Raw genomic sequence first — 13,302 nt, 5'->3', positions numbered from 1 at the left:
GCGTCAATCTGCCTCTGTGCACTGGCAAGAAAGCACGAATGACGCAATGGCCTAGATCGAGGATGCAGGGGAGCCGCCCTTGAGCAATGAGGGTGCACGGGAGATTCGCGGAGTGGGGAAGGTTGTAGCAGGTGACGGTGGGGCGGGGAGGAGGGGTAGGTGTCAAGGCCCTGAGTGCTCAGGGCCTCTGGATTTACTCTGTAACCTGTTCCAGTGGGGCGTCGGTGACGTTTGCCGGTGCAGCCGCCGAGGTTTTCTTGGCGCGCTGTTTACGGTCTGGGCGACGCTGCCGTGCCGCCTGCTGCTTGGCATGCAAGGCCTGAGCCGCGGTAACCGTGCCGGCAGCTTGGCCGTTCAGGTCCAGGCGCGGCGCATTCTCCACCATGCTTGCCCAGTACCGGGTACCGCGGCACCAGGTAGAAATGCCCAGCTTGAGCTGTTCTCGGGTGATGCCAAGCAGCTCCAGGTGTTGCTCGGCATCCTTGAAAATGCCCTCCTTGAGTGGAACCTTGGGCGCCGGGTTGACAGGGAAGGCCAATGGAAAATGCTTCTGCAATGGCCAGATCGCTTCCACCGCCGGGTCGCGTTCCCGCGGCTTCGCCTGCTGAGCGGGCTTGCGCTTGGCTGGGGGCGCGCTATCGGTCTTTGCCTGTTGTTTTTCAGCCCGCAGGCGGTCACGTAGCTCGGCTAGTTGTTCAAAACCCATCGTTCAATTCACTGCTTTGAGGTTGATTGCGTGACGCAAGGATATCGCTTGAGGCGGATGCAGTCATCAACGAGCCTGCCCGGGATCGACTCAGTGGTTGTCGCCAGGCTCCCATCGGTCGCTGGAATCCTGCATTCTAGCAGGCGCGACCCCTCCTTATTTCAGGACACAACGATGATCAAAGCTGGCGATCAACTGCCCGATGTCACGCTGTACGAATACAACAACGACGAAGGCGTCTGCGCGATCGGCCCGAGCGCCTTCTCCATTCGCGAGCGCTGCAAGCAGAAGAAAGTGGTGATATTCGGCTTGCCGGGTGCGTTCACGCCCACTTGCTCCGAGCAGCACGTCCCTGGCTACGTGGCTTCGGCACAAGCGTTGGCTGAGGCTGGCGTCGACGAAGTCCTCTGCATTTCGGTCAATGATGCTTTCGTCATGAACGCCTGGGGCAACAGCCTGCAGGTGGGCGACACGGTCAGGATGATCGGCGATGGCAATGGCGAGTTCAGTGAAGCCCTGGGTCTGATTCAGGATCTTTCGGGGCGTGGGCTGGGGCGTCGTTCACGGCGTTACGCCATGGTGGTGGACGACTTGATCGTCACCCATGTGGCAGTCGAAGCACCCGGTAAGTTCGAGCTCAGCGATGCGGCGAGCCTATTGGCGGTGGTGCGTTAGGCGGAGCCTGCTAAAGACCGGGGCCCTACCTTGAGCGGGTAGGGTGCAATCCGGCCACCCAGGTCAGGACTGGAGACTGGCACCTGTATTCTTTTTCCAGCCCCTGAGGTTCATCAGGCATGGAACCACCTGCAGGACGATCAGCCCCAGTCAAACTACGTCTTGAAGTACTTACTCACGCCGCCAGATATGAAAGATGGAGTGGTCGGTCGGATGCAGGGTTCATAGGGTCGATAATCGGCAGGTGAAATAGACGGAATTTAGTGTTGGCACGGAAATCTCATGTTGAGCGATGATCGCGTCCTTGCGTCACCATTCACCCCATGCTCCGGTGAAAAAGAACAAGAAGGGGGTTACATGAGTTGTCTGATTTGCGCAGGCCAGGCTGAATCCGTCGAGTGCATCCATGGCTGGGAAGAGCGGCAGTGCTCGCAGTGCGGGCATTATCGAATGTCCCAGGCGCTGATCCTGGTGATGATGGAGGAAGGGCAGATATTCGATACCGGCCAGATGCGGCAATGGCTAACAGCCCGACGCGACCAGGAAGCCGTTCCCGCCATCGACCAGCGCCAGGCCATCTGGGTACGGTGATCGGTCGGGACGTGACCATCAGCCTCGCAAAGACTCGGGCAGCGATCGCTGAAGCAGTGGGGAGGCTCGCCGCCTGGCGAGCCTCCTCGGATCACAGAATGGGTTTGCCACCGGTCACCGCATAACGTGACCCACTGATGTAGCTGGCCTCGTCGGAACCCAACAGCACGTAGATCGGCGCGACTTCCACCGGTTGCCCAGGACGGCCCATGGGGTAGCTGGAACCGAAGTTCTTGACTGCCTCATCGGGCATGGTCGATGGAATCAGGGGCGTCCAGATGGGGCCAGGTGCCACGCTGTTGACCCGAATGCCTTTCTTGCCCAGCAACTGGGCCAAGCCTGCGGTGAAGTTGGCGATGGCACCCTTGGTGGCAGCGTAGGCCAACAAGCTGGGAGATGGATCGTCGGAGTTCACCGAGCTGGTATTGATGATCGAACTGCCCTTCGGCATGGAAGGCAATGCCGCCTGGCAGATGCGGAAAATCGCGGTGATATTGGTATCGAAGGTTTTCACCCATTCGTCGTCGTCGATCTCTTCCAGGGTTTCATGGGCCATCTGGAACGCCGCGTTGTTGACCAGGATGTCGATACGACCGAAGTGCTCGACGGTCTTGTCGACGATGTCGTAGCAATGCTGTTTCTGCGCAAGGTCTCCAGGTAGCAGCAGGCACTGCCGGCCAGCGGCTTCGACCCAACGCGCGGTTTCTTGTGCGTCTTCATGTTCGTCGAGGTAGGCGATAGCCACATCGGCACCCTCGCGTGCGTAGGCGATGGCGACAGCCCGGCCAATACCGCTGTCGGCACCGGTGATCAGCGCGATCTTGCCCGCGAGGCGATCGTGGCCGGTGTACGACTGCTCACCGCAATCCGGATAGGGGTCCATCTTGCGTTGTGAACCGGGAACATCTTGAGGCTGTGAAGGGAATGGGGGAGTAGGGAAGTCTCGCACGGTAGAAGCTCCTTCAGTTGAGAACGCTCATACCTGTTTGAAGGGGGCCGTCGCTGTGGGTTGGTTTCGATGCGCTGTCGTCACGACGAGCGGTGTGCGGCGAAAACGGATTGAATTTTGCCCTGCATCACCCGTTCTACCGCACTGAGCTCCTCGCTTTCATCTTGCCCGGAGCCTGACTGCAGGAGGAACAGGTGCCACGAATCATCACCCCAGCGACGCCGGAGCATGAAATCAGTGAACACAATGCCAAGATGTTCGGCTCTCCCAAGGAACGGCTGGATTTCTACCGGCGTGAAATCCAGTACGAAACCAGCATCCTGGCCAATCGCACCGACGCCTATCTGGCTGCTCAGTCGTTCCTGGTCATCGCCTTCGTCTCGTCCATGGGCAACCTCAATCAAGGGTGGGGCGAGATGTTCACCTTGATCGTGCCGGCGTTTCTGACCCTGCTGGGGGTGCTGAGCTCACTCAATGCCTGGCCTGGCATCCGGGCGGCCTACAAGATCATCGATCACTGGCAACTCAAGCAAAGCCATCTGCTGCGCAGCGAGCCGATGATGGGGTTGGCCTATGACGAGTCGCCGCTGTTCTGCGAAGCAGAAACTTCCCGGGCAGGTCATCGAAAATCTCTGCTGTTCTCGCTACGGACGCCGTGGATCTTCCTGGTGTTCTGGGTACTCTTGGGTAGCTATTCGGTGTTCATCCAACTGGCCTGACAGTTGCGGCCCCCGGTGGGCATACACATAGGTGCCGGGGGCCAGGCTCCGCTGTGAAGGTCAGCCAGCCAGCGCCTTGATCAGCTGCTCGTTGAAGGCCGGGATATCGTCCGGTTGACGGCTGCTGATCAGGTTGCCATCCACCACCACTTCTTCGTCCACCCAGTTGCCCCCTGCGTTGCGGATATCGTCCTGCAAGGTCTTGTAGCTGGTCATCCGCTTGCCTTGGGCCAAGCCGGTCGAGACCAGCAACCAGGCGCCGTGGCAAATCACCGCCAGCGGCCTGCCGGCAGAGTCATGACTTTTCACCAGCTTCTGGGCGCCGGGTATCAGCCGAATGGTGTCGGAGTTCTGTACGCCGCCAGGGAGCACGATGGCGTCGTAGAGATCGAGTTGGGCACTGTCGAACGTTGCGTCCACGGTAAATTCGTCGGCAGGCTTGTCGTGATTCCAGCCGCGCACAGTCCCTTCCTTGTCGGCCAGGATGTCGACCACGGCGCCGTTCTTTTCCAAGGCGTCACGCGGGCCGGTCAACTCGACTTGTTCAAAGCCATCGGTGACCAGAAACGCCACGCGCTTGCCGTTCAGTTTCGCATTCATCGGTTAGTCTCCGTTCTCTGTAGATCTGACAGGGTGGGCTTCCATCCATTTCTCATTTCTTACCCGGCAGCACCGAGCCAAGCACCTGCTTGGCAGTTTGTGCGAGGATCCCGGCTTGATTCGGGTCGCCCTTGAGCAAGGTGCTGGCAAATTTCCTGGCCTGCTCGAGTTTGATGTGCGGTGGCAAAGGCGGCGTATCAGGGTCGGTCTTGAATTCGATCAACACCGGCCGATCGGCCGACAACGCACGTTCCCAGGCGCCGGCGACATCTTCCTCGCGCTCGACGTAGATGCCTTGCAGGCCGATGGAAATGGCGAACAGGTGATAGGGCACGTCGGGGATCGACTGCGAGGCCTCGAACTTCGGATCGCCCTCCATCACCCGTTGCTCCCAGGTGACCTGGTTGAGGTCCTCATTGTTGAACACCGCACAGATCCACTGGGGGTTGTCCCACTGGCGCCAGTACTTGGCTACGGTGATCAACTCGGCCAGGTTATTCATCTGCATCGCTCCGTCACCCACCAGGGCCACCACCGCACGCTGCGGATGGGCGAACTTCGCCGCGATGGCATAGGGCACGGCGGCGCCCATGCTGGCCAGCCCACCGGACAACGAGCATTGCATGCCCTGGCGGATCTGCAGGTCGCGAGCGAACCAGTTGGCGCACGACCCCGAGTCACTGGTGACGATGGCTTGGTCGGGCAGGCGAGGGGAGAGCTCGTGTACCACGCGCTGTGGGTTGATCGGATCGGCCGAGGCCAGCGCGCGTTTCTCCAGGGTCTTGTCCCAATCTGTCCGCCAGCGTTCGATCTTGTCGCGCCAGCGCCGCTCGGGCTTGTGCTCGAGTAACGGCAACAGGGCTTGCAGGGTTTCCCTGGCGTCGCCGACCAGGTTGACTTCCATCGGGTAGCGCAGGCTGAGCATGTCTGGTTGCAGGTCGATCTGCACACCGCGGGCCTGACCTTCCTTGGGCAGGAATTCGGCATAGGGGAAGCCGGAGCCGATCATCAACAAGGTGTCGCACTCGCTCATCAGCTGGTAGCTGGGTTCGGTGCCGAGCAGGCCGATCGAGCCGGTGACCCAGGGCAGATCGTCCGGCAGTACGGCCTTGCCCAACAGCGCCTTGGCGACGCCCGCGCCGAGTTTTTCGGCAACCGCGATGACCTGCTCGGTCGCCCCCAGGGCCCCGGCCCCGACCAGTATCGCCACCTTGCGTCCGGCGTTCAGCACCTCGGCGGCGCGCTGCAGATCGGTGTCGAAGGGCACCACCCTGGGCTTGCTGTAGCCGACGCCGGAATGCAGCGTGCCGTGAGCCCTGGGTGGCTCGTCGTACGGCAGGTCCTGAAGGTCGTTGGGCAGGATGATGGCGGTGACCCGGCGCTCGCCGACGGCGGTGCGCACTGCACGATCGAGCAGATGGCGCACCTGCTCTGGCGTCGACGCCTGCTGGACGAACGCGCCTGCGACGTCCTTGAACATCGACAGCAGGTCCAACTCCTGCTGGTAGTGCCCGCCGAGCGCTGCGCGCGCTTGCTGTCCGACAATGGCCAGGACGGGCTGGTGGTCCATGCGTGCATCGTACAGGCCGGTCAGCAGGTGCGAAGCACCCGGGCCGGAAGTGGCGATGCACACGCCGAGTTCGCCGGTGAACTTGGCGTGGGCACTGGCCATGAAGGCGGCCATCTCCTCGTGGCGGGCCTGGATGAACTCGATCTTGCCCTCGGCCCGGCTCAGTGCACCGAATACACCGTTGATCCCGTCGCCTGGGTAGCCAAAGATGCGCCGTACCCCCCATTGATACAAGCGCTCCACCAGAAAGTCGCCTACCGTGCTGGTCATTGCTTTCTCCCGTCCTGTGATCGATAGGCGTCTTGACTGGGCCCGGGACGGGAAAGTTTCAAACGTGTGGAGGCAGGTCCTCCCATTGGAGCCTGGGGGCCGGCAGCGGCTGCACAAGAAAATTGCCTAAGCTACAGCTGCCCCTGAGAGCCTAGAGAACCAAGCTCGAGACTGCATTCACGCCTTGCAGGGTGGTAAAGGAGATGTCTTTCGCCGTGAGCAGGAAATCGCTCATATACGGCATTTCCAGCATGTCGCTGCGCACCGCTGCGTACAGGGTGGCCTGCAGCCCTTGCTCACCCAGGCGCTTGGCGATCACGTAGCCTCGGGAGGTGTACTCGTGCACGGCCCAGTTCGGCAGGCAGCAGACGCCACGGCCGCTGGCAACCAGTTGCATCATCATCACCGTCATCTCCGCCGTTCGCACCTGGGCCGGCTCGATGTCGGCCGGGTCGAGGAAGCCACGGAAGATATCCAGGCGGTTGCGCTCGATGGGGTAGGTGATGAGGGTCTGGCTGGCGAGGTCGGCCGGGTCTAGGTACGGTTTTTCGCGCAGTGCGTGATGCTTGTCGATGGCCAGCAGTGCCTCATAGCCGAACAGCGGTACATAGGTAATGCCCGGCAGGTCCACCGGGTCGGACGTCACCACCAGATCGAGGTCGCCGCGCTCCAGAGCGGGCAGCGGGGCGAAAGACAATCCCGAGGCCAGGTCCAGCTCCACGTCGGGCCAAGCGCTGCGAAACTCGTCCAGCGAGGGCATCAACCACTGGTAACAGCTGTGGCACTCGATCGCGATGTGCAGGCGTTCGGCCGAGCCGCCTGCCAGCTTGCTCAGGTTGCGCTCGGTCGTGCGAATCAAGGGCAGCACCTGGTCGGCCAGTTGCAGCAGCTTGAGCCCGGCGGTGGTGAACTGCACGGGTTTGGACTTGCGGACGAATACCGGCATGCCCAGGCGATTTTCCAACTCGCGGAACTGGTGCGACAGCGCCGACTGGGTCAGGTGCAGGAATTGCGCGGCCTCAGGCAGGCTGTCCGTTTCACGCAAGGCATGGAGGGTGCGCAGGTGTCTCAAGTCGATCATAGGTAGAAGGCAGGCACTCAAGCCGCGCCGAGCGCGGCAAGGTTGTATTGTCCTTGTGAGATTGGGTTCCTGACGGCGAGGCGCCTTCAACGGGCCAAGAGTTCTCGGCGAACGATTTCTGCACCGGCGCTCAAGGCATTCAGCTTGCCTCTGGCCACCTGACGCGGCAGGGGAGCCATGCCGCAGTTGGTGCACGGATAGAGCTTGTCGGCATCGACGAACTGCAGCGCTTTGCGCAGGGTGCTGGCCACTTCCTCGGGGGTTTCGATGGCATGGTTGGCGACATCGATGGCGCCGACCATCACTTTCTTGCCACGGATAAGCTCGATCAGGTTCATTGGCACGTGCGAGTTGTGGCATTCCAGCGAGACGATATCGATGCTGGACTTCTGCAATTTGGGGAAGGCTTCCTCGTATTGGCGCCACTCGGACCCGAGGGTCTTCTTCCAGTCGGTGTTGGCCTTGATGCCGTAGCCATAACAGATGTGCACGGCGGTTTCACACTTGAGGCCTTCGATGGCACGTTCCAGGGTGGCGACGCCCCAGTCATTCACTTCGTCGAAGAACACATTGAAGGCGGGCTCATCGAACTGGATGATGTCGACGCCGGCCGCTTCCAGCTCACGGGCCTCCTGGTTGAGGATCTTGGCAAATTCCCAGGCCAGTTTCTCGCGGCTTTTGTAATGGCTGTCGTAGAGCGTGTCGATCATGGTCATCGGGCCCGGCAAGGCCCATTTGATCGGCTGCTGGGTCTGCTGGCGCAGGAACCTGGCGTCCTCGACGAACACGGGTTTCTGACGGGCGACGGCACCGACCACCGTCGGCACGCTCGCGTCGTAGCGATCACGGATGCGTACGGTTTCACGCTTCTCGAAATCGACGCCGCTGAGATGTTCGATGAAGGTGGTGACGAAGTGCTGGCGGGTTTGTTCGCCATCACTGACGATATCGATGCCCGCGTGTTGCTGCTCTTGCAACGCCAGGCGCAGGGCATCCTGCTTGCCTTCGAGCAATGCTTCGTCCTGCAACTTCCAGGGGGACCAGAGTGTTTCAGGTTGGGCCAGCCAGGAGGGTTTGGGCAGGCTGCCGGCGGTGGAGGTAGGAAGCAGTTTATTCATGAGGGATAACCTTGTATTTCTGGGCAGTCAGGCAGCGTACTGGGCGGACCATTGTTCAAGCACAGCGTGATAGGGCTTGATGAAGTGCTCTTCGACAAACTTTCCCTGTTCGATCGCCAAGCGGCTTCGTTCCTCGCGATCGTAAACAATGCGCGTCAATGAATAGTCCGCGTGTTGCAGGCTTGGCTGGTAGCACTGCCCGGCTGCTGAATTGGCGTTGTAGATCTCGGGGCGATAGATTTTCTGGAAAGTATCCATGGTGCTGATGGTGCTGATCAGCTCGAGAGGGGTGTAGTCCGTCAACAAGTCGCCGGAGAAATAGAATGCCAACGGCGCGACACTGTTCGGCGGCATGAAATAACGAACTTCAAGGCCCATCTTCGCGAAATATTCATCGGTCAGCGAATATTCGTCCTGCTGGTATTCGACGCCAAGGATCGGGTGCTGGTTTTCCGTTCGATGGTAGGTCTTGCTGCTCGACACGCTCAGGCAGATTACCGGGGCTTTGTCGAAGTGCGCCTTGTAGGTCTCTGAATTGACGAAGCATTTGAACAACTTTCCATGCAGCTCACCAAAGTGTTCGGGCGTGCTGAAGACTGCTTTGTCCTTGTTGTGCCCCAGCAGCAATACGCTGAAGTCGTAATCCCGAACGTAGGAGGAAAAGTTATTCCCGACCATGCCCGCGGTGCGTTCGCCCGACTTTCGATCAACGATATTCGTCTTTAGTATTTCGATCAGCGGCAGACTGCTATCGCGGCGCCCGGCATCAATACTCATCCCGACCGAGACGATCTCGAGTTCGACGTGATAACGGTCCCCGTTGGGATTGTCCCAATGCGCCAGCGCATTGAAGCGGTTGTCAATCATGCGGAGTGTGTTGCGCAGGTTTTCCTGGCGACTTTCGCCCCTGGCCAGATTCGCGAAGTTGGTGGTGATCCGGGTGTTTTCCGAGGGGCGGTAGTTTTCGTCGAAGCGGATGCGCTCGATGGAAAATTCGACATCTCTAGTTGTCATGATCAGGTCGCTCACTCGAATATTCATAGTCTCTACAATTGAGACGTATCTTAGGGAGCGAGCTGTTTGAGTGGAACTGAATTGATTTCACAGCGCCTTTAGTCATGTTCATGACGTAACAGCGATGAGGTGATGGGCGAGTCTCAGGGTTCGATGACACACCAATACCCGGCTCCCGGTCTCACCGGGCGCTGGGCGTCAGCGTGTTCGCAGCTCAATGCAGCACCTGACTCAAGAACAACCGACTCCGTTCATTCTGCGGGTTATCAAAGAACGCCGCCGGCGTGGCCTGCTCGACGATTTCTCCCTGGTCCATGAAAACCACCCGGTGCGCCACCGTACGAGCGAAGCCCATTTCATGCGTCACGCACAGCATGGTCATGCCGTCTTCGGCAAGGCTGACCATGGTGTCGAGCACTTCCTTGACCATTTCCGGATCCAGCGCCGAGGTCGGTTCATCGAACAGCATGATCTTGGGCTTCATGCACAGCGCCCGGGCGATCGCGACGCGCTGTTGCTGGCCACCAGACAGTTGACCGGGGAATTTGTGCGCCTGCTCCGGAATGCGCACGCGCTCCAGATAATGCATCGCCACTTCTTCAGCCTGGCGACGTGACATCTTGCGTGCCCAGATCGGGGCGAGCGTGCAGTTCTGCAAAATGGTCAGGTGCGGGAACAGGTTGAAATGCTGGAACACCATGCCGATTTCGCGGCGGATGCTCTCGATCTGGCGGACGTCACTGGTCAACTCTGTGCCTTCGACCAGGATCCGGCCTTGCTGGTGCTCTTCAAGGCGATTCAGGCAGCGAATGGTCGTCGATTTGCCCGAACCCGACGGGCCGCATAACACGATGCGTTCGCCTTGATGCACGGTCAGGTTGATGTGCTTGAGTACCTGGAAAGTGCCGTACCATTTGTTGACGTTTTCCATCTGCACCATGGTCTGTGTGCCGAGTGAGTCCAGGGGCTTGCGGATCGCTTCAGTCATTTGAAACTCCTTGCCGGAGCACAGGCGCGCCGTGCCGATGACGGCGGGCACGCCAGGTGTGGGAAAAAGATGTGAACGTGCAGTCGGATCAGTGCAGGACGCTTTCCAGGAACTGCCGGGTGCGCGCTTGCTCAGGTGCGGTGAACACTTCGGACGGCGGGCCCATTTCGATGATCTTGCCGCCGTCGAAGAACACCACGCGGTCGGCGACCTCCCGGGCGAAACCCATTTCGTGTGTCACGACGATCATGGTCATGCCCTCGGCAGCCAAGCCCTTCATCACGTTCAGCACATCGCCGACGGTTTCTGGGTCCAGCGCGGAGGTGGGCTCGTCGAACAGCAGCAATCTGGGCTTCATCGCCAATGCGCGAACGATCGCCACCCGCTGTTGCTGGCCGCCGGACAACTCTGCCGGATAATGCTCGGCCTTGTGGCGCAGGCCAACCCGATCCAGCAACGCCAGGGCATGGGCCTGTGCTTCTGGTTTGGTCGAGCGCTTGAGCTTCACCGGGGCGAGCATCATGTTCGCCAACACCGTCATGTGCGGAAACAGCGTGTAGTCCTGGAACACCATCCCCACGTCTTCCCGCAGCTTCGCCAGGGCCTTGTGGTCGCCTGCGTTGACCGAGTCGCCGTTGCCGATCACCACTGTGCCCAATGACGGTTCCTCCAAGCTGTTCAGGCAGCGAATGAAGGTGGACTTGCCGGAGCCGCTGGGGCCGATGATGACCACCACTTCACCCTGGCGAACATCCATGTCCACGCCCTTTACCACCTCGTGCTGCCCGAAGCTTTTATGCAGGCCGCGCACTGTTAGGATCGTGCTCATAGGCCCGCCTGTGCCCGGGTCAGGGCTTGCAGGTTGAGGTGAGCCGCGCTCAGACGCTCGCGGCGCGCTTGGCTGGCGGCACGTTCGACCGTCAGCCGCGCGCTGGCCCGCGCCAGGCTTGGCTTGAGTGAGCTTAGCGACGGGCCGCCAGCGGAGGTGCGCCCTTGCACGTTGCTGACCGGGTCCAGGCATTCGCGGACTTTCTGTTCGGGCAGGTTCAGCGCGTGGCCCAGTTGCTCGATCGCGCAGGCATCGATCATCTGCGCGGTGATCTGGTTCGCCAGCAGGCCTTGATCCATCGCCAGGCGTACAACGCCGCCGACCACGTGGTGAGCTTCGCGGAACGACAGGTCCACTTCGCGCACCATCAAGTCAGCCAGGCCCGTGGCCGTCGAGAAGTCTTGCGCGGCACGGCGTACCGCCAGGTCGATGTTCGGCGTCGCGGTCTGCAGCACCAGGTCCAGCAGTTTCAGGCAGCGCAGGCTTTCTTCGGCGGCCTCCCAGAAACCACGGGTGCCTTCGCGGTTGCCATCGCCGGTGTGCGAGAAGTTGGTGCCTTTGATGGTGACGCTCGCACCCATCATCAGGCCGACGATGTGCCCGCTACGGCCCTTGAGATATTCCAGCACGGTCGGGTTCTTCTTCTGCGGCATGATGCTGGACGTGGCAGCGACACTGTCAGGGAAGTCGATGAGGTTGAACTCATGGGTGCTCCACACGAAGTAGTCTTGCGCGACGCGGCTCCAGAACACCGCCAGGTTGCTCAGGTGCGACAGGCTTTCGAGCAGGAAGTCCCGTGAGCCGATGGCATCCAGCGCGTTGTCCAGGTAGCCGTCGAAGCCGAGCAGTTCGGCGGTGCGCGAGCGGTCGATATCGAAGGGCGTACCGGCGAAGGCGGCTGCGCCGAGTGGGCACTGGTTCATCGAATCCAGGGTCTGGATCAGGCGCTTGGTGTCCCGTTCCAGCGCCTGTTCCACCGCGCTCAGGTAGTAGCCGTAGGTGATCGGTTGCGCGGGTTGCAGGTGCGTGTAACCGGGCATCACCACTTCGGCGTACATTTCGGCGCAGCGGATGGCCGTTGCCCGTACATTCATCAACTCGTCGATCAGGTCCATCAACAGATCGCGGCAACGCAGGCGATCCAGCGTGGCAAGAATGTCGTTACGGCTGCGACCGGTGTGCAGGCGGCCGCCGATGTCGGCACCAATCTGCTCGATCAGATGCGCTTCGTAGTTGAAATAGGCATCTTCGCGGGATGGGTCCAGTTCCACTGCGTCCGGGCCGGCCTGCTCCATGTCCAGTACGCCTTTGGCCAGTACACTGGCGTGCTCGCCTCGAATCAGGCCCTGTTCGGCGAGCATCAGGATGTGCGCCTTGTTGACGTCGCCAAGGTTGCCGAAACCACTGGCGAAGCCTTCCAGGCGCGGGCGATAGATGTACTCATTGACTTGCGGTGCGGTGCTTTCTTTCAGGCGCCGACTGACTTTGGATTCTTGCATTCGGGAATCTCTCCAATAGAAGTACGTACCGCCGGGCGACCCAGACGACGTTCGAGGTAGCGACTCAGCCAGGTCAGCGCCGAGCAGATGACGAAGTACACCAGCAACACCACGCCGTAGACCGTGAATGCCGGGCTGACACCGGTCATGACGGTTTCGCGTTCGATGATGATCTGGCCGACCTTGAGGAACTCGCCCACACCTACCAGCGCTCCCAACGAAGTGGCTTGCACCAGGATCGTCAGCAACCCGGTATAGGCCGGCAGAATGGCTTTCATCGACTGCGGCACGATGACGTGCAGGTAGATCTGCCAAGGGCGCAGACCCAAGGCCCAGGCGCTTTTCCACTGATGGCGGGAGACCGACTCCAGGCCGCCGCGCACGATCTCGATACCGTTGGCGCTGCCCCACAGGGTCAAGCCGACGGTGACTGCGGCGAACGGGCTCAGATCGACACCGAACATCGGCGCCCCGAAGAAGATGAAGAACACGTTGACGATCAGCGGGATGGAGCGGAACAGCTCCACGTAGGCATGGATCGTCCACCACAGCGCGCGGTTCTTGACGGTGGCGAGCACACCGAGCACTGCCGAGATCAACGTGGTGAACAGCAGCACCACCAGCGCCAGGCGCAGGGTCATCAACAACCCTTTGGAAACGAAGCTCCAGTTTTCGAGAATGAAGTTCATGGTC

The 13,302-nt window shown here is 60.6% G+C and carries 14 protein-coding genes; 3 read left to right on the top strand and 11 right to left on the bottom strand.

What is annotated here, in order from left to right; all coding sequences use genetic code 11:
- Positions 1-193: 193 nt before the first annotated feature.
- The gene (locus IAE37_RS01265) at positions 194-706 is read right to left on the bottom strand and encodes a ProQ/FinO family protein (RefSeq protein ID WP_201167635.1); all 513 of its coding nucleotides are present in this window, start codon (positions 704-706) and stop codon (positions 194-196) included.
- Between the two features lie 174 nt (positions 707-880).
- On the opposite strand from IAE37_RS01265, the gene IAE37_RS01260 reads away from it, so the two are divergent.
- The gene (locus tag IAE37_RS01260; protein ID WP_201167633.1) at positions 881-1,381 is read left to right on the top strand and encodes a peroxiredoxin; all 501 of its coding nucleotides are present in this window, start codon (positions 881-883) and stop codon (positions 1,379-1,381) included.
- 357 nt (positions 1,382-1,738) lie between these two features.
- Complete coding sequence (locus tag IAE37_RS01255; protein ID WP_201168562.1) at positions 1,739-1,972, top strand: hypothetical protein; 234 nt, start codon at positions 1,739-1,741, stop codon at positions 1,970-1,972.
- Between the two features lie 91 nt (positions 1,973-2,063).
- On the opposite strand, the gene IAE37_RS01250 is transcribed toward IAE37_RS01255, so the two are convergent.
- A complete protein-coding gene (locus IAE37_RS01250; RefSeq protein ID WP_201167632.1) occupies positions 2,064-2,921 on the bottom strand; it encodes an SDR family oxidoreductase in 858 nt (285 codons plus the stop codon).
- 194 nt (positions 2,922-3,115) lie between these two features.
- Here IAE37_RS01250 and IAE37_RS01245 point away from each other — a divergent pair, with 194 nt between their 5' ends.
- The gene (locus IAE37_RS01245; protein ID WP_201167629.1) at positions 3,116-3,640 is read left to right on the top strand and encodes a hypothetical protein; all 525 of its coding nucleotides are present in this window, start codon (positions 3,116-3,118) and stop codon (positions 3,638-3,640) included.
- Between the two features lie 60 nt (positions 3,641-3,700).
- Here IAE37_RS01245 and IAE37_RS01240 read toward each other — a convergent pair whose 3' ends face one another.
- The 9 genes from IAE37_RS01240 to IAE37_RS01200 all read right to left on the bottom strand — a co-directional run bounded on the left by IAE37_RS01240 (position 3,701) and on the right by IAE37_RS01200 (position 13,298).
- Complete coding sequence (locus IAE37_RS01240; protein WP_201167628.1) at positions 3,701-4,240, bottom strand: type 1 glutamine amidotransferase domain-containing protein; 540 nt, start codon at positions 4,238-4,240, stop codon at positions 3,701-3,703.
- Positions 4,241-4,292: 52 nt separating this feature from the next.
- Positions 4,293-6,080, bottom strand: coding sequence for a thiamine pyrophosphate-requiring protein (locus IAE37_RS01235; RefSeq protein ID WP_201167627.1), 1,788 nt, complete (start codon positions 6,078-6,080; stop codon positions 4,293-4,295).
- Positions 6,081-6,231: 151 nt separating this feature from the next.
- Positions 6,232-7,161, bottom strand: coding sequence for a LysR family transcriptional regulator (locus IAE37_RS01230; RefSeq protein ID WP_201167621.1), 930 nt, complete (start codon positions 7,159-7,161; stop codon positions 6,232-6,234).
- Between the two features lie 86 nt (positions 7,162-7,247).
- The gene (locus IAE37_RS01225; RefSeq protein ID WP_201167618.1) at positions 7,248-8,279 is read right to left on the bottom strand and encodes a methionine synthase; all 1,032 of its coding nucleotides are present in this window, start codon (positions 8,277-8,279) and stop codon (positions 7,248-7,250) included.
- A gap of 27 nt (positions 8,280-8,306) precedes the next feature.
- On the bottom strand, positions 8,307-9,293 hold the full coding sequence (locus tag IAE37_RS01220; RefSeq protein ID WP_201168488.1) for a DUF1852 domain-containing protein: 987 nt from the start codon (positions 9,291-9,293) through the stop codon (positions 8,307-8,309).
- 214 nt (positions 9,294-9,507) lie between these two features.
- Entirely contained in the window at positions 9,508-10,281 is a 774-nt protein-coding gene (locus IAE37_RS01215; protein WP_201168485.1) for an amino acid ABC transporter ATP-binding protein, read from the bottom strand.
- Positions 10,282-10,369: 88 nt separating this feature from the next.
- Entirely contained in the window at positions 10,370-11,110 is a 741-nt protein-coding gene (locus tag IAE37_RS01210) for an amino acid ABC transporter ATP-binding protein (protein ID WP_236409717.1), read from the bottom strand.
- The gene (gene argH / locus IAE37_RS01205; protein WP_201167609.1) at positions 11,107-12,609 is read right to left on the bottom strand and encodes an argininosuccinate lyase; all 1,503 of its coding nucleotides are present in this window, start codon (positions 12,607-12,609) and stop codon (positions 11,107-11,109) included. Before argH ends, IAE37_RS01210 begins: the two co-directional genes overlap by 4 nt.
- Positions 12,579-13,298 carry an amino acid ABC transporter permease gene (locus IAE37_RS01200; RefSeq protein WP_201167607.1) on the bottom strand — a complete coding sequence of 240 codons (720 nt, stop codon included), beginning with the start codon at positions 13,296-13,298 and terminating at the stop codon, positions 12,579-12,581. The genes argH and IAE37_RS01200 overlap by 31 nt, the downstream gene beginning before the upstream one ends.
- Positions 13,299-13,302: the final 4 nt, after the last annotated feature.

The sequence above is a fragment of the Pseudomonas sp. S31 genome (assembly GCF_016648105.1).
Taxonomy (GTDB): Bacteria; Pseudomonadota; Gammaproteobacteria; order Pseudomonadales; family Pseudomonadaceae; genus Aquipseudomonas.
The sequence above is the reverse complement of the archived record's forward strand: the minus strand, read 5'-3'. Positions and strand labels throughout refer to the sequence as shown.

What these genes read in the sequence shown, in the direction of transcription:
- IAE37_RS01265 (WP_201167635.1), bottom strand. Translation starts at nt 706, where the DNA reads ATGGGTTTTGAACAACTAGCCGAGCTACGTGACCGCCTGCGGGCTGAA.
- IAE37_RS01260 (WP_201167633.1), top strand. Translation starts at nt 881, where the DNA reads ATGATCAAAGCTGGCGATCAACTGCCCGATGTCACGCTGTACGAATAC.
- IAE37_RS01255 (WP_201168562.1), top strand. Translation starts at nt 1,739, where the DNA reads ATGAGTTGTCTGATTTGCGCAGGCCAGGCTGAATCCGTCGAGTGCATC.
- IAE37_RS01240 (WP_201167628.1), bottom strand. Translation starts at nt 4,240, where the DNA reads ATGAATGCGAAACTGAACGGCAAGCGCGTGGCGTTTCTGGTCACCGAT.
- IAE37_RS01235 (WP_201167627.1), bottom strand. Translation starts at nt 6,080, where the DNA reads ATGACCAGCACGGTAGGCGACTTTCTGGTGGAGCGCTTGTATCAATGG.
- IAE37_RS01230 (WP_201167621.1), bottom strand. Translation starts at nt 7,161, where the DNA reads ATGATCGACTTGAGACACCTGCGCACCCTCCATGCCTTGCGTGAAACG.
- IAE37_RS01225 (WP_201167618.1), bottom strand. Translation starts at nt 8,279, where the DNA reads ATGAATAAACTGCTTCCTACCTCCACCGCCGGCAGCCTGCCCAAACCC.
- IAE37_RS01220 (WP_201168488.1), bottom strand. Translation starts at nt 9,293, where the DNA reads ATGACAACTAGAGATGTCGAATTTTCCATCGAGCGCATCCGCTTCGAC.
- IAE37_RS01215 (WP_201168485.1), bottom strand. Translation starts at nt 10,281, where the DNA reads ATGACTGAAGCGATCCGCAAGCCCCTGGACTCACTCGGCACACAGACC.
- IAE37_RS01210 (WP_236409717.1), bottom strand. Translation starts at nt 11,110, where the DNA reads ATGAGCACGATCCTAACAGTGCGCGGCCTGCATAAAAGCTTCGGGCAG.
- argH (WP_201167609.1), bottom strand. Translation starts at nt 12,609, where the DNA reads ATGCAAGAATCCAAAGTCAGTCGGCGCCTGAAAGAAAGCACCGCACCG.
- IAE37_RS01200 (WP_201167607.1), bottom strand. Translation starts at nt 13,298, where the DNA reads ATGAACTTCATTCTCGAAAACTGGAGCTTCGTTTCCAAAGGGTTGTTG.